Annotated in this window: 17 protein-coding genes; 11 read left to right on the top strand and 6 right to left on the bottom strand. The window is 72.7% G+C overall.

Annotated features, from left to right (window positions below; all coding sequences use genetic code 11):
* The first annotated feature begins 52 nt into the window (after nt 1–52).
* Nucleotides 53–823, top strand: a complete 771-nt coding sequence (locus OHB04_RS14580) for a ferritin-like fold-containing protein (protein WP_326807572.1) — start codon at nt 53–55, stop codon at nt 821–823.
* On the opposite strand, the gene OHB04_RS14575 is transcribed toward OHB04_RS14580, so the two are convergent.
* The 4 genes from OHB04_RS14575 to OHB04_RS14560 all read right to left on the bottom strand — a co-directional run bounded on the left by OHB04_RS14575 (nt 774) and on the right by OHB04_RS14560 (nt 2,654).
* Nucleotides 774–1,130, bottom strand: coding sequence for a hypothetical protein (locus tag OHB04_RS14575; protein ID WP_326688109.1), 357 nt, complete (start codon nt 1,128–1,130; stop codon nt 774–776). The genes OHB04_RS14580 and OHB04_RS14575 overlap by 50 nt on opposite strands.
* A 135-nt stretch (nt 1,131–1,265) precedes the next feature.
* The gene (locus OHB04_RS14570; protein WP_326688108.1) at nt 1,266–1,493 is read right to left on the bottom strand and encodes a DUF3107 domain-containing protein; all 228 of its coding nucleotides are present in this window, start codon (nt 1,491–1,493) and stop codon (nt 1,266–1,268) included.
* Nucleotides 1,494–1,662: 169 nt separating this feature from the next.
* Nucleotides 1,663–2,286, bottom strand: a complete 624-nt coding sequence (locus tag OHB04_RS14565) for a TetR/AcrR family transcriptional regulator (RefSeq protein ID WP_326688107.1) — start codon at nt 2,284–2,286, stop codon at nt 1,663–1,665.
* Between the two features lie 119 nt (nt 2,287–2,405).
* Complete coding sequence (locus tag OHB04_RS14560; protein WP_326688106.1) at nt 2,406–2,654, bottom strand: hypothetical protein; 249 nt, start codon at nt 2,652–2,654, stop codon at nt 2,406–2,408.
* A gap of 207 nt (nt 2,655–2,861) precedes the next feature.
* On the opposite strand from OHB04_RS14560, the gene OHB04_RS14555 reads away from it, so the two are divergent.
* The 7 genes from OHB04_RS14555 to moeZ all read left to right on the top strand — a co-directional run bounded on the left by OHB04_RS14555 (nt 2,862) and on the right by moeZ (nt 13,115).
* Nucleotides 2,862–4,016: an alpha/beta fold hydrolase gene (locus OHB04_RS14555; RefSeq protein ID WP_326807571.1), complete on the top strand. Its 1,155-nt coding sequence runs from the start codon at nt 2,862–2,864 to the stop codon at nt 4,014–4,016.
* Between the two features lie 824 nt (nt 4,017–4,840).
* A complete protein-coding gene (locus OHB04_RS14550; protein WP_326688104.1) occupies nt 4,841–5,863 on the top strand; it encodes a DUF3152 domain-containing protein in 1,023 nt (340 codons plus the stop codon).
* A 329-nt stretch (nt 5,864–6,192) separates the two neighbouring features.
* Nucleotides 6,193–8,295, top strand: a complete 2,103-nt coding sequence (locus OHB04_RS14545) for a DUF3492 domain-containing protein (protein ID WP_326807570.1) — start codon at nt 6,193–6,195, stop codon at nt 8,293–8,295.
* Between the two features lie 38 nt (nt 8,296–8,333).
* Nucleotides 8,334–9,707, top strand: coding sequence for a hypothetical protein (locus tag OHB04_RS14540; protein ID WP_405807518.1), 1,374 nt, complete (start codon nt 8,334–8,336; stop codon nt 9,705–9,707).
* Nucleotides 9,708–9,882: 175 nt separating this feature from the next.
* On the top strand, nt 9,883–11,013 hold the full coding sequence (locus OHB04_RS14535) for an NAD-dependent epimerase/dehydratase family protein (RefSeq protein ID WP_326688102.1): 1,131 nt from the start codon (nt 9,883–9,885) through the stop codon (nt 11,011–11,013).
* Nucleotides 11,001–11,852 carry a spherulation-specific family 4 protein gene (locus tag OHB04_RS14530; protein ID WP_326688101.1) on the top strand — a complete coding sequence of 284 codons (852 nt, stop codon included), beginning with the start codon at nt 11,001–11,003 and terminating at the stop codon, nt 11,850–11,852. Before OHB04_RS14535 ends, OHB04_RS14530 begins: the two co-directional genes overlap by 13 nt.
* 84 nt (nt 11,853–11,936) lie before the next feature.
* Nucleotides 11,937–13,115 carry an adenylyltransferase/sulfurtransferase MoeZ gene (gene moeZ / locus OHB04_RS14525; RefSeq protein ID WP_326688100.1) on the top strand — a complete coding sequence of 393 codons (1,179 nt, stop codon included), beginning with the start codon at nt 11,937–11,939 and terminating at the stop codon, nt 13,113–13,115.
* Nucleotides 13,116–13,182: 67 nt separating this feature from the next.
* On the opposite strand, the gene OHB04_RS14520 is transcribed toward moeZ, so the two are convergent.
* A complete protein-coding gene (locus tag OHB04_RS14520; RefSeq protein WP_326688099.1) occupies nt 13,183–14,931 on the bottom strand; it encodes an alpha/beta hydrolase in 1,749 nt (582 codons plus the stop codon).
* A 125-nt stretch (nt 14,932–15,056) separates the two neighbouring features.
* Nucleotides 15,057–17,951, bottom strand: coding sequence for a flippase-like domain-containing protein (locus OHB04_RS14515; RefSeq protein ID WP_326688098.1), 2,895 nt, complete (start codon nt 17,949–17,951; stop codon nt 15,057–15,059).
* Nucleotides 17,952–18,142: 191 nt separating this feature from the next.
* Here OHB04_RS14515 and OHB04_RS14510 point away from each other — a divergent pair, with 191 nt between their 5' ends.
* The 3 genes from OHB04_RS14510 (at nt 18,143) to OHB04_RS14500 (ending at nt 26,113) form a co-directional block, all read left to right on the top strand.
* Nucleotides 18,143–18,532, top strand: a complete 390-nt coding sequence (locus OHB04_RS14510; RefSeq protein WP_326688097.1) for an MGMT family protein — start codon at nt 18,143–18,145, stop codon at nt 18,530–18,532.
* Nucleotides 18,533–18,813: 281 nt separating this feature from the next.
* Nucleotides 18,814–22,572 (top strand): ATP-dependent helicase, encoded by a 3,759-nt coding sequence (locus tag OHB04_RS14505; RefSeq protein ID WP_442814845.1) that lies wholly within the window; start codon nt 18,814–18,816, stop codon nt 22,570–22,572.
* A gap of 151 nt (nt 22,573–22,723) precedes the next feature.
* Nucleotides 22,724–26,113 carry an ATP-dependent DNA helicase gene (locus OHB04_RS14500; protein ID WP_326807568.1) on the top strand — a complete coding sequence of 1,130 codons (3,390 nt, stop codon included), beginning with the start codon at nt 22,724–22,726 and terminating at the stop codon, nt 26,111–26,113.
* Nucleotides 26,114–26,122: the final 9 nt, after the last annotated feature.

The following is a 26,122-nucleotide window of genomic DNA, read 5'->3' as shown; positions in this document are numbered from 1 at the left end:
GGCGCCCGACGGGGGGCTTCCCGCCCTGGTGCCGAGGGCTATCGTGCGAGGTATGCAGACGCCTGACAAGACCGCCCCCGCCGAAGCCGCCCAGAACGAGGCACCGGCCGCCACGGAAGAAGGCCCCACCGGGACCGCCACCCAGGACTGGGACCAGGCATCCGCCGAGCCCACCTACCGCGCCGCGGTCATCGACCTGCTGGGCGCGCTGGCCTACGGCGAGCTGGCGGCCTTCGAGCGGCTGGCCGAGGACGCCAAGCTGGCGCCATCCCTCGCGGACAAGGCGGAGCTTGCCTCCATGGCGTCGGCCGAGTTCCACCACTTCGAGAAGCTGCGCGAGCGGCTGGCCCGGATCGACGCCGACCCCACGGCGGCGATGGAGCCCTTCGCGGCGCCGCTGGACGAGTTCCACCGGCAGACCGCGCCCTCCGACTGGCTGGAGGGGCTGATCAAGGCATACGTCGGAGACTCGATCGCCTCCGACTTCTACCGCGAGGTCGCCGCCCGTCTCGACTCGGACACCCGCGACCTGGTGCTCGGTGTGCTGGATGACACAGGCCACTCCAGCTTCGCGGTGGAGAAGGTGCGCGCCGCCATCGAGGCCGAGCCGCGCGTGGGCGGTCGGCTGGCGCTGTGGGCGCGGCGGCTGATGGGGGAGGCGCTCTCCCAGGCTCAGCGGGTGGTGGCCGACCGCGACGCGCTCTCGACGATGCTCGTGGGCGGGGTGGCCGACGGCTTCGACCTCGCGGAGGTCGGCAAGATGTTCTCCCGGATCACGGAGGCCCATACGAAGCGGATGGCCGCGCTCGGCCTGGCTGCCTGAGACTCGCGGAGCCGCGGGGCGCGGGGGTGGCGCGCATGGGATCCCTGCGCCACTGCCTGCGTGCCGGGGTCTCGTCCTTCAGCAGCAGGGACAGCAGCGCGGCGCTGACGCCCAGCGCACAGGCCAGCGCCACCGGGGTGTGGCCGGAGCCCAGGACGGTACGGCTGATCAGCCCGCCGAGCAGGGCGGCCACGGGGCCCGTGGCGAGTACGAGCCGGCGGTCGGGGAGCCGCCCGGGGAACCGCCTGGTCGCGCCGTGGGCAAGAACGAGGCCGATGGCGGCGGAGCCGAGTGCCTCCAAGATCATGAGGTCCTCCTCGGGAGTCTGTCCGGTGCGGGACCGTGATGCGAATCGGTCGTCCCGGTACTCCCCCTGAAGGACGGAGATGAAACAGCGGCCCCGGGAAGAATCCCGGGGCCGCTGTCGTGTGGCGTGTGACGGTCAGATCGCGCCGAAGCCGACCTTGCGCCCTGATGCCTCGCCGATCTCGACGTAGGCGATGCGCTCCGACGGGACCAGGATCTTGCGGCCGTGCTCGTCCGCGAGGCTGAGCAGCTTGGAGCCGTCACCAAGTGCCGCCGAAACCGCGCTCTCGACCTCGTCAGGAGTCTGCTTGCTCTCGATGACGATCTCGCGAGGCGCCTGCTGCACGCCGATCTTGACCTCCACGGCTATGTCCCTCCGACGATCTGGGTTTCCCCTGGCTGGGCCCGGGGTGTGGTGCGCGGTCAGCCGCGCCGTACGGAGCAACACTAGCCCGGAGCGGGGAGAGCCAGGGGGCGCGGTCGCACGCCCGCAGCGAACAACCGCGCCCCCTGAACCCGGACGAGCGCCCGGGTCACTGGATCGGGAACCCCGCGATGCCGCGCCAGGACAGGGAGGAGATCAGCTTCGCCGCCGCGTCACGGGGGATCTTCTGGCCGGCGCCCAGCCAGTAGCGCGCCGTGATCTGGGCCATGCCGCACAGGCCGACGGCCAGCAGCATCGCCTGCTCTCGCGGCAGCTTGGTGTCTTCGGAGATCACCTCGCTGACGGCCTCGGCGCAATCCAGGCTTACCTTGTCCACGCGCTCGCGCACCGCGGGCTCGTTCGTCAGGTCCGACTCGAAGACCAGCCGGAAGGCGGCGCCCTCGTCCTGGACGAACCCGAAATAGGCGTCCATGGTGGCCGCCACCCGCTGTTTGTTGTCCGTGGTGGAGGCCAGAGCCGCGCGCACGGCTTGGAGCAGCGCGTCGCAGTGCTGGTCGAGAAGGGCGAGATACAGGTCGAGCTTGCCCGGGAAGTGCTGGTAGAGCACGGGCTTGCTGACCCCTGCACGGTCGGCGATGTCGTCCATCGCCGCCGCGTGATATCCCTGCGCGACGAAGACCTCCTGGGCTGCGCCCAGAAGTTGATTGCGTCGGGCCCGGCGGGGCAGACGCGTGCCACGCGGGCGCGCCTCGGTCTGCTCGATGGCTGTCACGCCGCCTCCCTGAATGTTCTGAGCGCGAAGTGCGCTGCGCCGCCATCGTACTTTTCGGTAACAGGAGTGGGGGGTCCGCGGGCGGAGAAATTCACCGGCGGTCGCCGGTTGCGGGGGCTTTATCGGTACTCGTCCTCGTTTAGCTCCACCACCCGTGCCTGCTCCATCGCGTCGGCCGGGTCGACCTCGTCGAGATCACGGTCGGTGAGCGGCTCATCGCGCTGTCGCAGCAGTTCCGCCTGCTGTTCGGCGGCGTCCGCCTCCGAGGCCTCGGGATCGCTTTCGGTCTCCTCGGGCTCTTGCTCGTAGGACTCATAGGCGTCGTAGACGTCGTCAATGGATTCCGGACGGGCCTGGTCGGCAGTCATGCCGGCTCCCCCTTTCCAGGTGAGGACCCTTTCGCGAGGGTCCGTCTTTCGAGACTAGGAGTGAGTCACCAGGGGCGCACGCCCGCACGCACCCGCTGATGGCGAACACTTTGCGGGTTCCCTGTGCGACGCGCGTGAGACAGTGTGCTTCCACCTGTGATGGTGAACACGTGAGGCCACATGTGATCGTCTCGTAACATTGCCCCCATGTCGTCCACCGAGCGGCCGGAAACTCGTACGCCTACGCCCCGATCTGCCGCCACTCCTGCGCCGCCCGGGTCCCGAGTCGGCGAGAAGGAGACGCTCCGGATGGTCTCGCTGCCCGGTCTCACGCTCGCCGTGCGAGGGCTGCGCGAGGACGTCACGGGCGGGGGCGGCGAAGACCTGGGCAGCGCGGAACGCAGCGCCGAGGACCAGAGCGGGGCGGAGCGCGCCGGTACGGAGCACGCGGGTACGGAGCACAGCGACGCCGGTGGGCGCCGGGGCGCGCGTCCGCGCGCGCTGTACGTGCACGGGCTGGGCGGCTCCTCGCTCAACTGGTCCACGCTGATGCTCCAGCTCGCCGACGAGGTCGACGGTGAGGCGCTCGACCTGCCCGGCTTCGGAGACTCCCCGCCACCGGACAACGGTGACTACTCCGTCACCGGGCACGCACGCGCCGTCATCCGGTACCTCGACTCCAGCGGACGCGGCCCCGTGCACCTGCTGGGCAACTCGCTGGGCGGCGCCGTGGTCACCCGGGTCGCCGCCGTGCGGCCCGACCTCGTACGCACGCTGACGCTCGTCTCGCCGGCGCTGCCCGAGATCCCCCCGCAGCGCACGGCCTGGCCCACGGCGATGCTGGCGGTGCCGGGGATCGCCGGGCTGTTCGGCAGGCTCACCCGCGACTGGCCGCCCGAGCGCCGCACCGGCGGCATTCTCGGGCTGTGTTACGGCGACCCCGGGCGGGTTTCGCCCGAGGACTTCGCCGCCGCCGCCGAGGAGTACGAGCGCCGGCTCGGGCTGCCCTACTTCTGGGACGCGATGGTGCGCTCGACGCGGGGCGTCGTGGACGCCTACACGCTGGGTGGTCAGCACGCGCTGTGGCGGCAGGCCGAGCGTGTTCTGGCGCCCACGCTCCTGGTCTACGGTGGGCGCGACCAGCTGGTCGCCTTCCGGGTGGCGCGCCGCGCCTGCGCCGCCTTCCGGGACTCCCGGCTGCTGGCACTGCCGGATGCCGGTCATGTCGCGATGATGGAGTACCCCGAGGTCGTCGCGGGCGCTGTCCGTGAACTGATCGACGAGACGGCCCGTTCCGTGCGGCGGCTCAACGGTCAGGGAGCCGCCCCCGCGAAAGCCCCGGCAACCCCGAAAGGTGACTAGTGGGACGCCACCGCCGAAGAGGCAAGGCCGATATCGCGAACGCCGAGGACACCTCCGGGATACCCGCGGTGTCCACGGGCATGTCCACGGGCAATGGGCCCGAAGCGGCCTCCCGCCGCCGGGGCGGCCCACCTCATCAGAGCGCCGCCGGCGGACCGCGCGGCGCTGCCCCGGGGGCGCAGGCGTCGCCCTCGGGACCGGCGGGGCCGGTGGGACCGCCGGGATCGCGGGGAGTGGCGGGGCCGGCAGGGCCGACAGGGCCCGGAGGGGCTCCCGTTCGGGGTGAGCACCCCTGGCCCGCGGGTACGCCGGCGCACGGGGTGCCTGCTTACGGCACGCCCGCGCACGGCTTCCCCGCTTACGGCGCCACTCCGCCCGGGGACCAGGCGCGCGGTGGTCACCCCCAGCAGTCCGAGGGCGGCGGCTATCCGGCGCCGCGCCAGGGGTACGGCAGGAACGGAGGCCAGGCCCCGGGTGGCGGGCCCGGTCCCGGCGGCGGCCCCGGCGATGAAGGTGCCGGCGGCCGGTGGGCGCGCGGACGGCAGTCGCAGCCCGGTCCTGGCTCGCGGCGGGGCCAGGGGCCGCGTCAGGAGTATCTGGACGCTTTCGAGGACGATGTGTTCGCCGCGGGCGCGCCGGGTGCCATTGGTGCGCCGGGCGCCGGGCCAGGTGCGGGCGGGCGCGGTGGATCAGGTGGGCCAGGTGGGTTCGGTGGATCCCGTGGGCCTGTGGGGCGGGGTGCTCAGGCGCCCGCGTCCCAGGCCTCGCGGTCCGCTCCCCCCGGGGTGCCTGGTCAGCCCGGGGGGAGCGGACCGCGTCAGGCCGTGCCCGGCGCGTGGCCGACCGGATACCGCGAGGAACACCGGGCGGACGGCCGCTTCGCGCAGCCACGCACCGGAGGGCCCAGCGCCCGTAACGGCGCACCGGATGAAGCAGGAATTCCCGCCGGACAGCGCGGGCCGGGCGAGCCGCCGGATGAACCGCTGGCACCGCTCGCACCGATTCCGCCGCCTGAGGAGAAGGGCGGGAAGAGCCGTGCGTTCACCGGCATCGCCGCCGCCGCCATCACGACGGTGCTGGCGTTCATCATCGCCGCACAGGTCACGGGCGATCACCACGGACGGGACAGCTCCGAACGGGGAGTGAACACGGGGAAGCGCTCCGTCGGCGGGGATCATGCCGCCGGTGGGGAGCGTGCCGACCGGGCGTCCCGCCCGTCCCCGGGCGATGCCCGGCCCGAACCCCTCCCGTACGACGCCAAGATGGCCCAGCGCTATCCCCTGGCGGACGACTTCAAGGGCTCGGGGCACTTCGCGACCGTCGCAGGTCACGAGAAGGGCCCGAGCAAGGGCCGCGTGGTGCGCTACCGCGTCGACATCGAGCAGGGACTCCCGCTGGAGAGCGGGCTGTTCGCGCAGGCCGTCCACAAGACGCTCAACGACAAGCGCAGCTGGGCGCACGGCGGTGACCGCAGCTTCGAGCGGGTCTCCACCGGCAAGGCCGACTTCGTCATCACCCTGGCCAGCCCGCGCACCACGGATGTGTGGTGCGCCAAATCGGGCCTGGACACCAGCGAGGAGAAGGTCTCCTGCGACTCGGCGACCACTGATCGCGTCATGATCAACGCCTTCCGCTGGGCACGCGGAGCGCCGACGTACGGCCCCGGGAAGATGCACTCCTACCGGCAGATGCTCATCAACCACGAGGTGGGCCATCGGCTCGGCCACGGCCACGTCGGCTGTTCCAAGGACGGCAAGCCCGCGCCGGTGATGATGCAGCAGACCAAGTTCCTGTCCACCGACGGGGCCACCTGCAAGCCCAACGCCTGGCCGCACCCGCGCGGCTGAGGGCTCGTTCCGGCACTCCGGGCTCCGGGCTCCGGGCTCCGGGCTCCGGGCTCCGGGCTCCGGACTCCGGCACTTCGGGCTCCAGGCTCCGGGCCTCTGGCTCCGCCGCTCCGAGGCTCTTCTCGTTGGCGCTCAGGCTTCGCCGTGTCGGCCCGAGGCGTGCGCGAACGCGCGAACGCGGGGAAAGTCACGGGTGTTCACCCCTTCCGGTGGCGTGATGGACAACCGTCCATCACGCCACCATGGCGCGCGCATAGCGTCTTCCGCGTCCCGCCGCTGAGCCGTGTACTGGCCCGCGGCACGCCACGAGAGCGATCGGGGGTGCGCACGTGCGCATCGCACTGCTTACGGAGGGTGGTTACCCCTATGCGAGGGGTGAGTCCGCGCTGTGGTGCGAGCGCCTGCTGCGCGGCCTGGAAAGCCATGAGTTCGAGGTCTACGCCCTCAGCCGCAGCGCCCGCCAGGAGGACGCGGGCTGGCGCGAGCTGCCCGGCAACGTCGCCCGCGTGCGCACGGCGCCCCTGTGGGGCGCGGGCCCGGCCGGAGCGGGAGCGCGCGGGGCGGCCTTCGAGGGCTCCTACGGGCGGCGCGAACGACGGCGATTCCGCGAGCACTTCTCGGCCCTGGCCGAGGCCATCTGCACACCCGAGACGGACGACCCGGGCGAGCAGGCGGCAGCGACGCGTGCCTCAGACGTCTCCGGCGGCTCAGAGGGCCCCGGGCGCGCCTCGGGTGGCTCCGCCGGGACCGCTCCGTCCAGTTCCTCCGCCGCCGAGCAGGCGGACCGTTTCGCCGCAGGTCTGTACGGGCTGGCCCAACTGGCCGGCGAGTGCGGAGGGCTGGCCTCGGCCCTCCGCTCCGAACATGCCGTACGCATCCTGGAGTCCGCCTGCCGCGCGCCGGGAGCGCTGCGTGCCGTGCACTCCGCGCAGGTCTCCGACCTCCTCGCGGTCACCGAGCGCCTGGAGCGCGCGCTGCGCCCGCTCTCCCTGGACTGGTACGGGACGCGGGACGGCGACCCGGGGCTCTCGGCCGCCGACCTGTGCCACGCCGTCGGCGGCGGCCCAGCGGCGCTTCCCGGGCTGCTGGCCAAGCGCGTCTTCGGCGTTCCGCTGCTGATCACTGAATACGGCGTACGGCTGCGCGAGCACTACCTGGCGAGCGCGGCGGGCGCCGTCGCCCCGGCGGTCGCGGGCGCGCCTGTGCGCGCCCTGCTCGCCTCGTTCCAGGGCCGGCTGGTCAAGGAGGCGTACGCACAGGCGCAGTTGATCACTCCGGGGAACGCGCACGCGCGGCGCTGGCAGGAGCGGTGCGGCGCGCGCCCCGAGCGGCTGCGCACCGTCTATCCCGGGATGGACGCCACCCCTTTCGAGGCGGTCGGTGAGCAGGCCACGGACCTGCCGCCCTCCGACGGGCCGAGGCGCGCGGGCGTACCGACGCTGGTGTGGGTCGGCAGGAGCGCCCCCGCCAAGGACCTGATCGCCCTCCTGCACGCCTTCGCGCGGGTCCGCGAACTCGTCCCCGGCGCGCGGCTGCGGCTCGTGGACACCGGCGCGGCGGACGAGCGTCTTGCCCGCGTGGGCCGGGGCGAGGGGGCGTCGGGAGACGGCTATCTGGCGCACTGCCGGGCCCTGGCCGCGCGGCTTTTCCCCGACGAGGCACCGGATGACAGGTCCGAGGGCACGAGCCCGGTCTCCTTCGAGGAGTTGGGCAGCCCGGGGGCCCCGACGCTCGCCGACGCCTACGCGGCGGGTGACGTCGTGGCCCTGTCGAGTGTGGTCGAGGGCTTCCCCGTCTCGCTGGTGGAGGCGATGTTCTGCGGGCGGGCCACGGTTTCCACTGATGTGGGGGCGGTGTGCGAGGCGATCGGCGGCACCGGGCTGGTCGTCCCGCCCCGCAACCCGCGCGCGCTCGGTGATGCCTGCGCCGCGCTGTTGTGCGACCCGGCGCGTGCAGCCCGCCTGGGCGCCGCGGCACGCGCGAGGGCGCTGGAGCTGTTCACGGTGCGGCAGAACGTCGAGGCGTTCCGCGGTATCTACCTGGAGCTGATGTCCCACTGTCCCGTCAACAGGCAGGAGAGCGGCGGGGAGCGGGGCGCCGCACCGGAGGATGGCACGCGGCTGTTCGCGCGGCCCGCCGAGTCCCATGTGCCCGGCCGCTGGGCGAGCGCGGCACGGCGCGCGGTGACCGCGGGCGGGCGCCGGGCACCGGGCAGCCGCCCCGAGCGCCCCACAGGGACGCGCTCCCAGGACGATGACGAGCCACACGTCCCGAGCTGGGCGAGGCCGGAGGGGGCCGTCGCTGAGCGGGAGGAGCGTGGGGGGCGTACGACGGGTGCTGGTGCTGTTAGCGCCGGTGCTCATGGTGCCGGTGCTGAGGCCTGCGCGCCCGTCGCGGTCGGGGCGGACGCGGGGGAGGCGAAGACTCCGTGAACGTGTCCCCGGGATCCGGCGATCCGGTGCGCGGGCTGATGCACCAGCACCGCGAGCTGTGTGAACGCGCCATCGATCCCCTGGAGATCGCCGCAGGGCTTGAGGCCCGGGGCATCACGGACCGTACGGCGGCCCGCTTCAAGCACCGCGATGTCTTCTCCCTGGCGGAGGAGCTGTACGCGCGCATCCCCCGGCCCGAGACAGGCTCCAGGGTGAGCGGCCCGGCCACCGAGGGGGCGGGCGGGCAACGGGACTTGGGCGGTTCTTGCACATCCTCCGGTGCGAGGGACGCGAGGGAGGCGAAGAGCACAGGGGAGCGGCGGCTGTTCGCGCGGCCGGCGCTGGTGGCGTTCCCGCTGCTGCCCGGCCTGCTGTGCGCCGCCACCTATGTGTGCCTCATCTCGCTCAAGGGGCAGCCGCTTTCGGTGCGTGCCGGAGTATCGGCACTGGGCGCCGTCGCTGTTGTGGCGGGTGCCCTTCCGGCGCTGCGCACCGCGATTCTCCGGCAGCCCGTCGCTGGAGCCGCCGGTCCTCAGCAGGGAGCCGCGCGGACCGGCCCGGGATCCGGGAGCGCGTCTGAGAGTGTCCGGCCCGTGCCGGGAGCCGCTGAGGACGCGTCAAGTGCCGGTGCCACCGGGAGTGGGCAGGGGGCGCGCGAGGAGGACCTTGCCCGCCCGAAGCCCCGAGCACCCTTCCCCCTCCCCAAGCGGCTCGCCCTGTGGGCCTGCTGGCTCATCGCGTACGCGCTCTACGGCGACTGGCTGGTGGCCGAACTGCTCGGAGGAGGGCCCGACTTCCCCTCGGCCCTCCCCGGTGTGCCCTCGCCGGGGGCGGCGTGCGGACTGACGCTGGCTGTCGCGCCCGCCGTGTGGTGCGCGCGGGGCTTCGCGCTGGGGGCCCGGCTCAGACTGACGGGGAGCCGCAGTCTGGAGGAGTTCGCCGCCGGAGTACGGCCGCTGCTCGCCGCCGCGCTCGTGCTGTTCACCGGATGCTTCCTCGCGCTCCAGTGGGCCGCCCACGCCCTCGCTGACGGAAAACTCGCAGCATCCGGTGCGCCGGAAGACCCCAGCGGCAGCCGAGGCCTCGGACTGACGGCGCTTCTCGGCGTCACGTCCTTGGGGGTGCTGCTCTTCACCGCACTGCTGCTGGCCGCGCACGGCTTCCGTACGGCGGCCTGTGCGGGGCTCGCGGGTGCCTGCGTGATCGAGGCGGTCACCCTCCTCACCGTGCTGGCCGCCCGGCTGCCCGGCCTCGCCGCTTCGGCCCGGCCGCTTGAGGCCGCCGTAGCGCTCCAGGGCACCCCTGTGGTGCAGCTGGCGGCCTGCGGGGTCGCGGCGCTCGCCCTGCTCGGGTACGCCGCCAGGGCGCTGACCGGAGCTTCCGCGCACCACCAGGGGGCGGCTCCCGCATGAGAGCGGGCCCGCACCCCGCCCACCGTCCCGGCACGGGCTTACGTACACATCCCGTGCGACACGACAAGGAGCAAGACCGCATGACCAAGGCGCAGTTGGCACACCGATCCTCCCGGCCGCCTGCCGGCCGGGAGGCACGGCACCGGAACATGGCCGTGGACCAGGAGGGCGCACGATGAGGGTGCTGCTTCTCGGGGCCACCGGATACCTGGGTCGCTTCGTCGCCGACCGGCTGCTGGCCGACCCCGCCGTACAGCTCACCGCGCTCGGCAGGGGCGACGAATCGGATGTGCGCTTCGACCTGTCGACCGGCAGTCCGGGCGCGCTCACCCGTTTCCTGGACGCCGTGCATCCGGGCGTCGTCATCAACTGCGCCGGCGCGACCAGGGGCGGCGGTCGCGAGCTGATCCGGCACAACGTCGTGGCCACGGCGACCGTCTGTGAGTCCCTGCGTCGCAGCGGCTGCGGCGCACGCCTGGTGCACGTGGGCTGCGCCGCCGAGTACGGCCCTTCGCAGGCCGGATCCTCCACGGGTGAGGACGCCGTGCCGCGCCCCGGGGGCCCGTACGGTGTCAGCAAGCTGGCGGGCACGGAGCTGGTGCTCGCCTCCGGCCTGGATGCCGTCGTACTGCGTGTCTTCTCGCCCATCGGCCCCGGCACCCCGGCCGGCTCGCCGCTCGGACGGCTGGCCGAGGCGATGCGCCGCACGATGCAGCAGGGCGACAGCGAGCTGAAGCTGAGCGGCCTGGGGATCCAGCGCGACTTCGTGGACGTACGCGACATCTCACGCGCCGTGCACGCCGCCTCGCTCTCCGCGGCGCAGGGCGTCGTCAATATCGGTACGGGCAGGGCCGTGCGGCTGCGCGACGCCGCCTCGCTGCTCGCCCGCGTTGCCGGATACACGGGCGCGGTGCACGACCACGGCCCCGGCCAGATCCCGGCCGACAGCCTCGCGGGAGGTCCTGGCGGCCCGGGAGGCCCCGCGGGGGTGGCCGGGCCCGGCGGGCTCGGAGGACCGGGGGGCGGTGTCCACGGCGGCGTCCAAGGCGGCGTCCACGGGGTCCTGGGCAACGGTCTGGGCAGCGGCCTTGGCGGGAACGCGCCCGTGATCCCGCCGCAGGCACACAGCACCCAGACGCACGGCGTCCAGCATCCGGCCCCGGCAGCCCCGCCGTACCCGGACGGCTGCGGGGCCTGGCAGCAGGCGGACGTGCGCACGGCCCGCGACCGGCTCGGCTGGCGGCCCCGTATCGGCCTGGAGGAGTCGCTGGCCGACATCTGGATGGAGGCGGCATGCCGCATCTGACCACGCCTGGAGAAATCCGTCATACGGACCGTCACAGGAACGGCGCTTCATCCGGTGCCCCACACCGCGCCCCACACGGCGCTCCGGATGGTCGGGAGGAACAGCCGGCGCTCGGCCTGGGCGTCCTGGGCCGCGCCCATCCGATGCTGGCCCCCACGGAGTGGGCCGAGCTGGCCCGGCCGGGGCTGAGCGCCTTCCCCGGGCCCGCGGGGCGCCGGGGTCCGCTGCACTGGGCCGTGCTCAACGTCGCGGACGGCCCCGGCGCGCGCCGCGACCCGTACTGCTCGCCCGCCGTGACGGCGCTGCGAGCCTCGGGAGTCGCCGTACTCGGCCATCTCGACATGCGAGACGGTGAGCGGACATTCGGCGAGCTGGTCTCCGAGGCGCACCGTTTCCTCGACTGGTACCGCGTCGACGGCTTCTACCTGGCGGGCTGTCCCGCCGACAGCGCCCGGCTGGCGTATGTCCAGCGGGCGACGGCCACCTTGCGCGCGCTGTGCGAGGGTGGACACCTGGTGCTGGGTCACTGCACCCACCCGCACCCGGGCTACGCGCGGTGCGCCGACCAGCTGGTGACCTTCACGGGGAGCTGGGCCGAGTACCGCTGGTCCCAGGCCGAGGAGTGGACGGCCGGGCATCCGGCGGAGCGTTTCTGTCACCTGGTGCACTCGCTGCCGCGTACGCACCTGGAAGAGGCCCTGCGCATCGCGCGCTGGCAGGGGGCGGGCACGGTCTGCTTCACGGACAGGACGGGCGGCAGGGACCAGGACCCCTGGGCCGGCCTGCCCGGCTACTGGGACGAGATCGTCTCGCGCGTTGGACCTGGTATCTCGGAATGAGATAGGGCGTGGCAGTGTTACGGAAGGAATGCCCGCGTTCGCGCAGGTGATTTCCCGTACGCCCCACCGACCAACGGAGTCCCCGTGTCACTGCCACCCCTGGTCGAGCCAGCTGACGAGCTCACTGTCGACGAAGTCCGCAGGTACTCACGTCACCTGATCATCCCGGATGTCGGGATGGACGGTCAGAAGCGGCTGAAGAACGCGAAGGTGCTCTGTGTGGGAGCGGGCGGCCTCGGCTCGCCCGCCCTGATGTACCTCGCGGCGGCCGGCGTCGGGACGCTCGGCATCGTGGAGTTCGACGAGGTCGACGAGTCGAACCTCCAGAGGCAGATCATCCACAGCCAGTCCGACATCGGCCGTCCCAAGGCCGAGTCGGCCAAGGACACGGTGCTGGGGATCAACCCCTACACGCAGGTCAACATCCACGAGGAGCGCCTCGACTCCTCGAATGTGATGGAGATCTTCGAGCAGTACGACCTGATCGTGGACGGCACGGACAACTTCGCCACCCGCTACCTGGTCAACGACGCCTGCGTGCTGCTCAACAAGCCGTACGTATGGGGCTCCATCTACCGTTTCGACGGCCAGGCCAGCGTCTTCTGGAGCGAGCACGGGCCCTGCTACCGCTGCCTGTACCCCGAGCCCCCGCCGCCCGGCATGGTGCCCAGCTGCGCCGAGGGCGGCGTCCTGGGCGTGCTGTGCGCCTCCATCGGCTCGATCCAGGTGACCGAGGCCATCAAGGTCCTGGCAGGCGTCGGCGATCCGCTCGTCGGCCGTTTGATGATCTATGACGCGCTGGAGATGACCTACCGCCAGGTCAAGGTGCGCAAGGACCCCGACTGCGCGGTGTGCGGCCCGAACGCGACGGTCACCGAGCTGATCGACTACGAGGCGTTCTGCGGCGTCGTCTCCGACGAGGCCCAGGAGGCCGCCGCCGGGTCGACCATCACTCCCAAGCAGCTCAAGGAGTGGATGGACGACGGCGAGAGCATCGACGTCATCGACGTCCGGGAGCAGAACGAGTACGAGATCGTCTCGATCCCGGGCGCCCGGCTCGTCCCCAAGAACGAGTTCCTGATGGGCACCGCGCTCCAGGACCTTCCGCAGGACAAGAAGATCGTTCTGCACTGCAAGACGGGTGTCCGCTCCGCGGAGGTCCTGGCGGTGCTGAAGAGCGCCGGATTCTCCGACGCTGTCCACGTCGGCGGCGGCGTCATCGGCTGGATCAACCAGATCGAGCCGGACAAGCCCGTCTACTGATCTTCTTCCAGTCAGGCCCCCCGAAGGGCGGCACGGTCCGTGGACGACCGTGCCGCCCTTCGGCGTGTCAGCGGCAGGAGGTGCCGTCCTCCGGGACCTTTCCGCGCAGCAGATAGCGGTTGACCTTCGCGCGTACGCACTTGTTCTGGCTGTCGTAGGCGCCGTGCCCCTCGCCCCGGTATGTCAGCTCCACCGCGACGTCGTCGCCCAATTTCTGCTTCATCCGGCGCGTGCCCCCGTACGGGGTCGCCGGGTCGCCGGTGGTGCCGACCAGGAGGATGGGGGCGGAGCCGCGCGCGCCGACATCCGGTGACCTCCAGTGGCCCTTGGCCGGCCAGTTGTGGCACTGCACCAGCCCCCAGGCGGACATCGGGCCGAAGACGGGGGAGGCGTGCGCGAAGTCGGGCAGTTTGGACTTGATGTCCCTGGCGGTGTAGCGCTGCTGGGAGTCCGCGCAGCTGATGGCCGCCAGCGACGACTGGAGGGTGCTGTAGGAGCCGTCCTGGTTGCGCCCGTTGAGCGCGTCGGCGAGCAGCAGCAGCGTCGTCCCGTTGCTGTCCACGAACGCTTCCTCCAGGCCCTGGGAGAGCATTTCCCACATCTCCTTGGAGTACAGAGCCTGGGCGATGCCGCCCTCGGCCAGCGACTCGGTCAGCTTGCGCCCGCTGTCGGTCGGCATCGGTTCGGCGTCCAGATCGGCGAGCAGGTCGGTGATCTTCTGCTTGCCTTCCTCCGGATCCTCACCGACGGGGCAGTCCTCGCCCTTGGCCGTGCAGGCCCGCAGGTAGTTGTCCAGGGCGAGCTGGAAGCCGCTGGTCTGGCTGAGCGAGCCTTGCTCCGGGGTGGAGGAGGGGTCCACGACGGCGTCCAGAACGGCACGGCCGACCTTCTTCGGGTACAGGTGGGCGTAGACGCCGCCGAGCTGGGTGCCGTAGGAGATGCCGAAGTAGTACAGCTTGCGGTCGCCGAGGACCTGGCGCATGAGATCCATGTCGCGAGCGGTGTTCTCGGTCGTCAGATGCGGCAGGAGCGATCCCGTCTTCTTCTCGCAGCCGTCGGCGAAGGAGCCCTGGCGGGAGAAGAGCCGCTTCTCCTCGGTGTCGTTGTCGGGCGTCCAGTCGGCGGCGAAGTACGCGTCGAGCTTCTTCGCTCCCAGGCAGTTGACGCCGGCGCTGCGTCCCACCCCGCGCGGGTCGAAGCTGACCAGGTCGTAACGGCCGCGCAGCTTCTCGTAGTCGGGGGCGAAGGAAGGCAGCGTGGCCACTCCTGAGCCGCCCGGGCCGCCGAAGTTGAACAGGAGCGAACCGATGCGCTTCGCGCCTCCCTCGCGCGCCTTCGCGCGGATCATCTCGATGCCGAGGGTCTTGCCCTTGGGCTTGCTGTAGTCGACGGGAGCCTTGAGCGTGGCGCACTCCCAGCGCGCCCCGCCCGGCAGGGGCGCGGGGGAGCCCGCGTCCTCGCCCTGTGCGGCGTTCGGAGCGGGGCACGCGGACCAGTGGGGGTTCTGCTTGGTCAGCGAGCCCGGGAGGACGGGAGGGCGCCGTGTGGAGCCGCTGGGGGAGGGCCTGGTCCGGGAGGGGGGCGAGGACTTCGACGCGCGATGAGAGGCGGGTGCCGACGACTTCCCGGCGCCCTCCCGGGAACCGGTCTTCTTGCCGCCGCCCGGGTCGTCATCGCCGCAGCCACCCGTCAGGGCGACGGCCAGCACGGTCGCCGCCGCGAGCGCGGCCCTGGCGGGACGTACCGGGCGCAGCGGCCCCGAGGGGCGCGGTGACCGCGCGCGCCGGGGCGGCCGGGCGGAACGGGGACTGCGCATGGAACGTCCTCCCGACAGGTGGTGGGACGTTCATCCTGTGTACGGGGCACCCTCCGGGGCGCGCTGTGTGATGCGTACGGGTGGTGAGCGGCGGGGGACGCGGACGGGGTGCCCCGGTGGCCCGGCTACAGCGCCCCCTTGCGGGTCAGCTGGGTGAATGTCAGCCAGCCGGGCAGCACCGGCATCCAGAGCGTCAGCAGGCGGAAGAGCAGCACGGCCGGGGTCGCCACCTCCTTGGGCACCCCGAACGCGATCAGCGCCGCGATCAGGGCGGCCTCCACCGCGCCGAGGCCGCCGGGGGTGGGCGCCGCCGAGCCGAGCGCGTTCGCCGTCAGGAAGACGACCGCGAGGTTGGCGTAGCTCGTCTCGTGCCCGAAGGCGCGCACACACGAGTCCAGACACATCACGAACGCCAGCGTCAGCAGCAGCATGCCCAGGACTCCGGTGAGCAGCTTCTGCGGGCGCTGCACCACATCCAGCATCCGGGGCACCACTCCGGCGAACAGCGAGCGCACCCGGTTCGAGACGAACCGGCGCAGGGCCGGGACCGCCGTGACGATCAGCACAAGCACGGCGGCCGTCAGCAGACCCGCGATGACCGCGCGCGAGGGCGAGAGCGTGGGGGTGTGCTCGGTTCCGGTGATGTATCCGAACAGCAGCAGCAAGGTGATGTGGCTCCCGAGCCCGAACAACTGGGAGGCACCCACGCTCGCCACCGCGTGTCCGGGGCGCACGCCCGAGCGCTGGAGGAAGCGCGCGTTCAGGGCGACACCGCCGACGGCCGCCGGGGCGACCAGCTTCACGAAAGAGCCCGCCACCTGCGCCTGTACCGTCCGCAGGAACGAAACCTTCTCCGGTACGAAGCCGAGCAGCGACATCGCGGCGAAGACGTACGTCATGCAGGAGAAGAAGACCGCGCCGCCGACCCAGGCCCAGTTGGCGTCGAGCACCCGGTCGAGTGGCACCTGACTGAGCTGGGTGAGCAGGAAGTACGCCGCGAGGGTGCCCGCGATGAAGCTGACCAGGGTGCGCGGCCTGATCCGCTCCAGCCGTGCCGGCTCTATGGGGGCCTGCGGCCTGATCAGCAGCACCTGGTGCCGGATCTGGGCCAGCAGGTCTTCCTCGCGCGCTCCTTCCAGCGCCTCGTCTATGGCCTTCTTCTCGGCGTGCTTCTCGGCGCGCAGTGACTTGCGGTGTGCTCGCTTGCCGCCGCCTTTCACAGCCTCCTTGGCCTTCGCTTCCTTGGTCTTCGTCTCCTTGTTGCCCCGGGACGCCTCGATGACGGCCTCGCGCTCGCGCTGTGCGCGCTCCTTGGCGAGCCGCCGCAAGGTGGTGCGCGTGCTGCGGCTGAGCGCGATCGGCTGGAGCAGGGGCAGGCTGTCGGCGATCGCGTCGGGCCCCAGCACGTCCACGGCGGCGGCGACCGATCGCTCGGCGCCCACGCGCAGCCCCAGGGTCGTCAGCAGCTGTGCGACGTCCATCCGGAGGATCAGATCCCCGGCCGCGATCTCACCGCCCCGCAGGTCCGTCAGATAGACGGCGCCGGAAAGGTCCACCAGGAGTGCGTCCCCCACCAGCCTCCGGTGCGCGATCCGCCGCGACTGAAGGGCCTTGACCTGATGCCAGGCCGTACGCATCAGCTCGTCGGTGATCTCTTCATCCGGCAGCGCGTCCAGACTCCGGCCGCCGATGTGCTCATAGACGAGCATCACGGCGTCCGGACCCAGCTCCGAGGTGGCGATCAGGCGGGGCGCGTTGGCACCGGCCGAGATCGCGGCGTAGGCCAGCAGCGCCTCTTGCTCCAGTGCCTGGCGCAGCGACTGGAGGCTGCGGCGCTGGGTGATCCCGCGCAGCGCCAGCCTGCGCCACACGCGGTAGAAGAAGCCCTGCGCCTGCTGCTCGCGGTCCACCACGGTGACGTCCAGGGGCGGCCCGTCCTCCAGGGTGACGCGGTAGCGACGGCCTCTGTCGTTGTGATCGCGCTTGTCGGCCTCGCTGGGGTCCTCCACGCGCAGTGCGCCCACGGGCTTGAAGCCGACCCTGCGCAGACCCGCGAGCAGTGTCTGGCCGGTCGGCCTGACGTTGGGCGTACCGACCGCGTAGAGCGTCCCGTAGGCGATCGTCCAGCCGATGAGGACGGTGATCACGATCGAGAACGCCGTGGTGTATCCGGGCACCAGCACGGCGAACGCGTTCAGCAGCAGCACCGCCCACAGCACCACCCGCCAGCGCGGGCGGCGGGCCATTCCCACGGCCGTCATATAGGCGATGACGGGCGCCAGATAGCTGTGCACCGGAGTGGTGGCATCACTGGGAGTGATGGCCTTGGTCAGCGCGTCCCGGATGGAGTCGGGCGCCGCCTGCGCGACCCACAGGTCGACCGCGAGTGAGGCGCCGTGCGCCAGGACCGCGGCCAGCACACCGTCGGCGATCCGCAGTCCGTCCCGTTTGATCAGCCGTTCGATGGCGAATGCCACCGGAACGAGTAGTACGGCGATGCTCGACGCCAGCCCCGTAAGGCTGATCAGGAGGTCGGGCGCTTCACTGGTGCCCTTGTCGATGTCCTGTTCGAGTCCGGCTGTGGTGCCGTGCGCGAAGTTGGCGATGACGAGCACCAGGCCGATGCCCAGCAGACCCAGCACCATCCGGAGGAGGTCCGAGGGGCGGTGCACCCGAGCGGACAGGAGCGGCTCGTCACTCTCGATCTCGATGCGGTCGGCGCTCGCCACCGTCTCCAGCCGCTCGCCGGGCGCGAGGGTGTGAGACGTGTCCCGTTCGGGCTTCCGGCCCTTGGCGTCCTTCGCGCCTTTCGCGTCCTTCAGTGCCTTCGCGTCCTTCGTGTCGTCCGTGACCGCGCCGTCGGGGGCCGGGGCCTTCGGGCCGGCGCTGTCCTGGCGGGGGCTGCCCGGCCCGTCGGGGCGGTCGGCGGAGGCATCGTCGGCGGCGGCAGGTGAGCCCTCGTTGAGGTGCTCGTCACCCTGCCGCTGTCCGGATGCCGTCTCGTCCTGATCCCGTATCACTCGTCACCGCCCGGAAGATGGTGGCACGAGGGAACGGGCGCCGGTGGCACGAGGGGGCGTTCACGGGACGTGAGCGACCTGTGTTCCAGACCGGGCCCCGGGGCGCGCGCCGGTCGGCGGGTGGCGTGCGGCGGGCACTGCCTGTGGACAACTTCCGGCCGCTGTCGGTGGCATGGGGCACCATGGCCCGCATGCCTGGAGAAGAGGAGCTGCCCGCCGCTCACGCCGCGTCCCGCGAGGGCGCTCTGCCCGAGTTGCCCGATTACGCGGAGCGCGTACTGGACGTCGCCGACCTGATCCCCCCGGGCCGGGTCATGACCTACGGCGACATCGCCGAGTGGCTCGAAGAGGGCGGGCCCCGCCAGGTGGGCAGAGTCATGGCGCTCTACGGGGGAGCGGCGCCGTGGTGGCGCGTGGTTCGCTCCGACGGGGTGCCGCTGCCGGGGCAGGAGCAGGAGGCCCTCGGCCACTACCACGCGGAGGGCACCCCGCTGCGTGAGGCCACCGCGGCGTCCCGGGCCCGAGGCCACATCCCGCGCATCGACATACGCCGGGCACGGTGGGACGGAAGCGGCGGTTGACCCCGCGCTGCGGCAGCTCACAGTCCCCAGCTTCCGTCATGCGGAACGGCCCCATGCACTGAACAGTCCGTACGGAGTACAGGAGCGATGCGCTGCGACTCGCGTGCCCGCAGGCGTAGCGTCTGCACCATCCCGCACAGACCCTCCCCTAGGCGATCCACGTGAGCCCCTCCCTATCTGCCGACGCGCGGCCCCGGTCCCGCGAGCCCGGTGCGTACCGGCTGGTGCGCGCTCTCGGGGGCCCGGTCGATCTCCCTGCCTCTGACGCAGCCCAGCGCGCTGTGGTTGACCACGCGGGAGGGCCCCTTCTGGTCCTCGCCGGGCCCGGCACCGGCAAGACGAGCACGCTTGTCGAGTCCGTCGCCGCACGGGTGCGTGAGGGTACCGACCCCGAACGCATCCTGGTGCTCACCTTCAGCCGCAAGGCCGCCGTGGAACTGCGCGACCGGATGGCCGCCCGGCTCTCCCTGGAGACGCCGCCGGACGGGGCTGCGGGGGCGAGGCTGCCGCACCGGACCAGCACTGAAGCATCCGGTGAGGCGTCACATGCTGAAGCATCCGGTAAGGCCCCGGGCGCGGAAGCGTCCGGTGAGATGTGGGGGGAGGCAGCCGGGAACACCTCAGAAGGCATATCCGAAGAGCGCCCCGGCCACACCGCCCCCCGGCCCGGCGCCCCGCAGGCGACGACCTTCCACTCGTACTGCTACGCGCTGGTGCGGGCGCACCAGGACGCCGATCTGTTCGCCGAGCCCGTACGTCTGCTGACAGGGCCGGAACAAGACCTCCACATCCGCGAGCTGCTGGAGGGCCAGCTCGCGATGGAGCAGCGGGGGCGCACCTCGGTGCGCTGGCCCGATGAGCTGCGTGCCTGCCTGACGACCAGGGGCTTCGCCGACGAGGTCCGGGCGGTGCTCGCTCGGAGCAGGGAGCTGGGCCTGGGCCCCGAGGCCCTGGACGCCTTCGCCCGGCGCGCCGGGCGGCAGGACTGGAGCGCGGCGGCGGGCTTCCTCGCCGAGTACCTGGACGTGCTGGACGTCCAAGGGGTGCTCGACTACGCCGAACTCGTCCACCGGGCCGTGCTGCTCGCCGAGCGCGAGGACGTCGCCGCCCGCCTGGCCAACGCCTACGACGCCGTCTACGTGGACGAATACCAGGACACCGACCCCTCCCAGGTGCGGCTGCTGCGCGCCCTCGCCCGGGGAGGCGCCCGCACCCTGGTGGCCTTCGGCGACCCCGACCAGTCGATCTACGCCTTCCGTGGCGCGGATGTGAACGGCATCCTCGGCTTCCCCGACAGCTTCCGGCAGGCGAGCGGCGCCCCCGCACCCGTCCACGTGCTGCGGGTCAACAGGCGCTCGCGCGAACGGCTGCTGACGGCCACCCGGGAACTCACCGCCCGGATGCCGCTCACCCGCCTCCCGGCCGCCGCCGTACGCGCCCACCGCGCGCTCACCCCCGTGCGGCCAGGCGGCCGGGTGGAAGCCTTCACGTATCCGACGGCCGGTGCCGAGCTGGACAACGTCGCCGACATCCTGCGCCGGGCCCACCTCGAAGACGGCGTTCCCTGGAGCGAGATGGCCGTCCTCGTGCGCGCGGGAGGGCGCTCCCTGCCGGTCGTACGACGGGTCCTCACGGCGGCGGGTGTCCCGGTGGACGTGGACGGCGACGACGTGCCCCTGCGCCACGAGCCCGCCGTCTCCCCGCTGCTCACCGCACTCCGGGTGGCCGCGCGGGGAGCGCTCGCGGAGGGGCATCCGGACGGGCGGTCCCTGGGAGGCGCCGAGTCCGGGGAGGAGCTGGAAGGCCGCCCGGGTCCGGTTGGTCCGGACGAAGGGCGGGTCCCGGACGGCGACAGCATCGCGGGGGGCGGGGCTCCTCCGGAGGATCGTACGGAGGAGCATGCGGAGGATGCGGAGACGGCCCGGAGCGCCCCGGAAGGCGACCCGTCCGCCCTCCTCAGCACGGAGACCGCGCTCACCTTGCTCACCTCTCCCCTCGGCGGCATGGACGCGGCCGATCTGCGCCGTCTGGGGCGGGCCCTGCGCGAGGAGGAGCGGGCTGCGGGTGCGAAGGTGCCGCGCCCTTCGGACATCCTGCTCGCCGAGGCGCTGGCCGAGCCCGAACGCCTGGTCGCCCACACCCCGGCCCCGGGCTCGCCCGGCCCGGCCCCGGGCTCGCCCGGCTCGTTCGCTCCATCCGGCGGGAGCACCCATCTTCAGGGCGCCCAGCGGCTCGGTCTGCTGCTGCGCAAGACCCGTGAGCTGCTCGCCGGCGGCGGCACGGCAGAGGAGGCCCTGTGGGCCCTCTGGGAGGGCACCTCCTGGCCCCAGCGGCTGGAGCGGGCCGCGCGCAGGGGCGGCCCGGCCGGCCGCAACGCGGACCGCGACCTGGACGCCGTCTGCTCCCTGTTCGCCGCCGCCGCCCGTGCGGAGGAGCGCAGTGGCGGCCGGGGCACCCTCAACTTCCTGGAAGAGCTGGAGGCCCAGGACATCGCGGCCGACACCCTCGCGGCCCGCGCCGTGCGACCGGATGCCGTGCGGCTGATGACCGCCCACCGCTCCAAGGGCCTGGAGTGGCGGCTGGTGGTCGTCGCCGGGGTCCAGGAGGGGCTGTGGCCGGACCTGCGGCGGCGCGGCTCGCTCCTGGAGGCCGACCGCATCGGCCGCGACGGCATCGCGGAACCGCTCTCTCCTGGCGCGCTGCTGGCCGAGGAGCGCCGGCTGTTCTACGTCGCCGCCACCCGCGCCAAGGAGCGCCTGGTGGTGACGGCCGTACGGGCTCAGGCCGAGGACGGGGACCAGCCTTCCCGCTTCCTGACGGAGCTGGGGGTCGAGCCCAAGCCGGTCGGCAGCCGCCCACGTCGCCCGCTGTCCGTGCCCGCGCTGGTCGCCGAGCTGCGCGCCACCACCGTCGACCCGCAAGCCTCGCCCGCGCTGCGGGAGGCGGCGGCCCGCCGGCTGGCCAGGCTCGCGGGCGAGCGGGATGAGGAAGGGCATCCGCTGGTGCCCTCCGCACACCCGCAGCGCTGGTGGGGGCTGGCCGAGCCCACCCGCTCCGAGGTGCCGCTCCGCGACAGGGACCAGCCGGTCGCGCTCTCCGGGAGCGCGCTGGAACAGCTCGCTCGGACCTGCTCGTTGCAGTGGTTCCTCGGCCGGGAGGTCAAGGCCGAGGAGCCCGCGACGGCGGCGCAGGGCTTCGGCAACGTGGTGCACGTACTGGCCGACGAGGTCGCCTCCGGCAGCACACCCGCCGACCTGTCGGTGCTCATGGAGCGCCTGGACGCGGTCTGGGACGGGCTGGCTTTCGACGCCCCGTGGAAGTCCAGTCAGGAGAAGGAGAGCGCGCGGGCGGCGCTGGAGCGCTTCTTGCGCTGGCACGTCATGGAGCACGGCGAGGGGCGGGAGTCGGCAGGCAGCGAACACGGCTTCGAGGTGACCCTTCAGGCGGGCGAGCACACCGTCCGCGTCAGGGGAAGCATGGACCGCGTCGAGCGCGACGGGCAGGGACGGGCCTACGTTGTCGACTTCAAGACGGGCCGCGCCCGCCCCACGGGCCCCGAGGTGGAACGTCACCCTCAGCTCGCCGTCTACCAGCTCGCCGTGCGTGAAGGCGCGGCCGACTCCTTGTTCGACGGCAGCCGTCCCGAGCCGGGGGGCGCGGAGCTGGTGCACCTGAGGCTGGGCGCCGCCAAGCGCGACGGCGGAGACACGCTTCCCGTGGTCCAGCGACAGGAGCCGCCGGCCGCCGCACCGGATGACACGGCATCCGGTGCGGGTCCGGAAAGTCCGGTATCCGGTGGGAGTCCTGAAGAGCCGGTATCCGGTGCGGGTCCGGAAAGTCCGGCATCCGGTGCGGCCGGATCGGACGGCGAGGGCTCCGCCCGGGAGAAGGGCGCGGACTGGGTGGGCGAACTGCTGGCCACCGCCGCCGGCCGGGTCCTGGACGAGCGCTTCACCCCCAGCCCAGGCCAGCACTGCCAGCACTGCGCCTTCCGCTCCGCCTGCTCCGCGCTCCCGGAGGGCCGCCAGATAGTGGAGTAGAGCCACCGGCCGCCGTGACCGCTGTCGCACGCACGCACGCACGCACGCGGCAGCGAGCCGCGTGCCCGCGCCACCTCCGCCAGCCGCCCTCAGCAGCCGCTTTGTCCGACCCCGGGGCCATCTGTCAGCCACGACCGCTAGCGTCTCTGGGGTGCCAGCACAGCTCAGCGACCCCGGACAGCTCAAAGAGCTGCTCGGTATCCCGTTCACCCCGGAGCAGACGGCCTGCATCACCGCGCCGCCTGCCCCGCAGGTGATCGTGGCCGGTGCGGGGTCCGGCAAGACCACCGTCATGGCCGCGCGGGTGGTCTGGCTCGTCGGCACGGGACAGGTCGCGCCCGAGCGGGTCCTCGGGCTGACGTTCACCAACAAGGCGGCGGGAGAGCTGGCCGAGCGCGTCCGCAAGGCGCTGGTGCGCGCCGGGGTCACCGACCCCGATCCGGCCGACCCCGACCACGCACCCGGCGAGCCCCAGATCTCCACCTACCACGCTTTCGCCGGGCGGCTGCTGACCGATCACGGGCTGCGGCTCGGCATCGAGCCCACGGTGCGGCTGCTGGCCGACGCCACCCGCTTCCAGCTCGCGGCGAACGTGCTGCGGGCCGCCACCGGCCCCTTCGAAGCCCTCACCAAGTCCGTGACCGCACTGGTCGAGGACCTCCTGGCACTGGACGCCGAGCTGTCGGAACACCTCGTACGCCCCGACAGGCTCCGCGCGCACAACGCCGGGCTGCTCGAAGGGCTGGAGGGCGTACGCCTCACCAACGACAAGCTGCGCAAGGCGCCCAAGGCCGCGCTCGCCCGGGACGAGCTGCTCGGCCTGGTCGAGGACTATCGCTCACGCAAGCGCGCACACGAGCGCATCGATTTCGGCGACCAGATCGCGCTCGCCGCGAAGCTCGGCCGGATACCCGAGGTCGGCCGCGCCCTGCGCGAACAGTTCTCGGTCGTGCTGCTGGACGAGTACCAGGACACCTCCGTGGCCCAGCGCGTCATGCTCGCCGGGCTCTTCGGCGAGGGCACGGGCCACGCCGTCACCGCTGTCGGCGACCCCTGCCAGGCCATCTACGGCTGGCGCGGCGCCTCCGTCGCCAACCTCGACGACTTCCCGCGCCACTTCCCGTACGCCGACGGCACCCCGGCCCGGCGCCAGTCCCTCAGCGAGAACCGCCGCAGCGGCGGCAGGCTGCTCGACCTGGCCAACGGCCTCGCCGCCCCGCTCCGCGAGCGCCACGAGGGCGTCGAGGCGCTGCGGCCCGCACCTGGCGCCGAGCGCGAGGGGCGGGTCAGAGTCGCGCTGCTGGAGACCCAGCGCGAGGAGATCGCCTGGCTGGCCGACTCCCTCGCCCATCTCGTACGGACCGGCACCCCGCCCGGCGAGATCGCCGTCCTGTGCCGGGGCGCGGGCGACTTCGCCGAGATCCAGGGCGCGCTCGTGGAACGGGATGTGCCCGTCGAGGTCGTCGGGCTGTCCGGGCTGCTGCACCTGCCCGAGGTCGCCGACCTCGTGGCCGTCTGCGAAGTCCTCCAGGACCCCACGGCCAACGCGTCCCTCATCCGGCTGCTGACCGGACCGCGCTGGCGCATCGGCCACCGTGACCTGGCCCTGCTCGGGCGGCGCGCTGCGCTGCTCGTACAGCACCAGCGCGGGCGGCAGGACGACGACCCCGACCAGCGGCTCGCCGCGGCCGTCGAGGGCGCCGACCCGGCCGAAGTGCGCTCGCTCGCCGACGCGCTGGACACCTTCCTGGAAGCCGAGGGCTACGAGGACGAGCTGCCCTTCTCGGCCGAGGCCAGGGTGCGCTTCGCGCGGCTCGCCGCCGAGATCCGCGATCTGCGCCGCTCACTGTCCGACCCGCTCATGGACGTACTGCACCGTGTGCTGGCCGTGACCGGCCTAGAGGTCGAGCTGGCCGCTTCCCCGCACGCGGTGGCGGCCCGGCGCCGCGAGACGCTCGGCCAGTTCCTGGACATCGCCGCGGGCTTCGCCTCCCTGGACGGTGAGGCCACGCTGCTGGCCTTCCTCGGCTTCCTGCGCACCGCGGTGCAGTACGAGAAGGGCCTGGACAGCTCGCTGCCGGGGGGCGAGAACACGGTCAAGGTGCTGACCGCGCACAAGTCCAAGGGGCTGGAGTGGGACGTGGTCGCCGTTCCCGGGCTGGCCGCCAAGCAGTTCCCCAGCGAGCAGGCGCGCGACTCCTGGCTGACCCAGCCCAAGGTGCTCCCGTACGCGCTGCGCGGCGACGCGGAAACCCTCCCCGGGGAGCCCGAATGGAGCGCCAAGGGCATCAAGGAGCACGAGAACGCGCTGCGCGCACACCAGTCGACCGAGGAACTGCGCCTGGGCTATGTGACCTTCACCCGCCCGCGCGGCCTGCTGCTCGGCTCCGGCCACTGGTGGGGGCCGTCCCAGAAGCGTCCGCGCGGGCCCTCCGCCTTCCTGGAGGCCCTCCGCGTCCACTGTGAGGCCGACCCGGCACACGGCGAGGTCGAGCACTGGGAGCCGGCTCCCGGGGAGGACGCGGAAAATCCCGCACTGGATGACGCGTCACAAGACCGCGTCTGGCCCCTCCCGCTGGATGAAGACGCCCTCGCGATGCGCCGCGCCGCCGCCGAGCGGGTGCTGACCCACCTCGACGGAACTTCACCTTTGGCCGGGCATCCGGCCGGGCATCCGGCCGGGCATCCGACCGGGCCTGCGGAGGGGCATCCGGACAGGCCTGTGGAGGGACCTCTGGACGGGTCGGACGCTGCGGACCCTGACGGGCTGACCCCCGAGGAGGCCCGCCTCGCCGATGCCTGGGACCGTGACCTGGAAGCCCTCACCGGCGAGCTGCGGCGCTCTCGTGCGGCGGTGCGCGAGGTGCCGCTTCCCAGGGCGCTGAGCGCCTCCCAGCTGCTGCGCGTGGCCGCCGACCCCGAGGGCTTCGCCCGCGAGCTGGCCCGCCCCATGCCGCGCCCGCCCCAGCCGGCGGCCCGCAGGGGCACCCGGTTCCACGCCTGGGTGGAATCCCGCTTCGAAGAGCTGACGTTGCCCATGCTCGGCCCAGATGAGCTGCCGGGGACGGACGGCGAGGGCCCCGACGGCAGCGAACCGCCCCGCATCGCCGACGAACGCGACCTGGCAGCCCTCAAGGAGGCGTTCGAGCGCACCCCGTACGCCCACCGGACTCCCCATCGTGTCGAGGCGCCCTTCCAGCTCACCCTCGCCGGACGCGTCATCAGGGGCCGTATCGACGCTGTCTACCGCGACAGCGCGCCGGATGGCGGTGTGACGTTCGACATCGTCGACTGGAAGACCGGCCGTGGCCAGGACGCCGACCCCCTCCAGCTCGCCGTCTACCGGCTGGCCTGGGCCGAGCAGGCGGGAGTGCCGCTCTCCCGCGTCGGGGCGGCCTTCCTGTACGTACGCAGCGGCGATGTGGTGCGGCCCGACCATCTCCCCGGCCGTGCCGCCCTGGAGCGGCTGCTTCTGGACGGCCATCCGGACGAGCCGCCGGACGGCCATCCGGATGAAGGCCGAAAGCGTCCCGCCCGATAGGCTCACAGG

The organism is Streptomyces sp. NBC_01775 (assembly GCF_035917675.1).
Taxonomy (GTDB): Bacteria; Actinomycetota; Actinomycetes; order Streptomycetales; family Streptomycetaceae; genus Streptomyces.
Note: the sequence above shows the minus strand (reverse complement) of the source record. Positions and strands in the feature narration are given on the sequence as shown.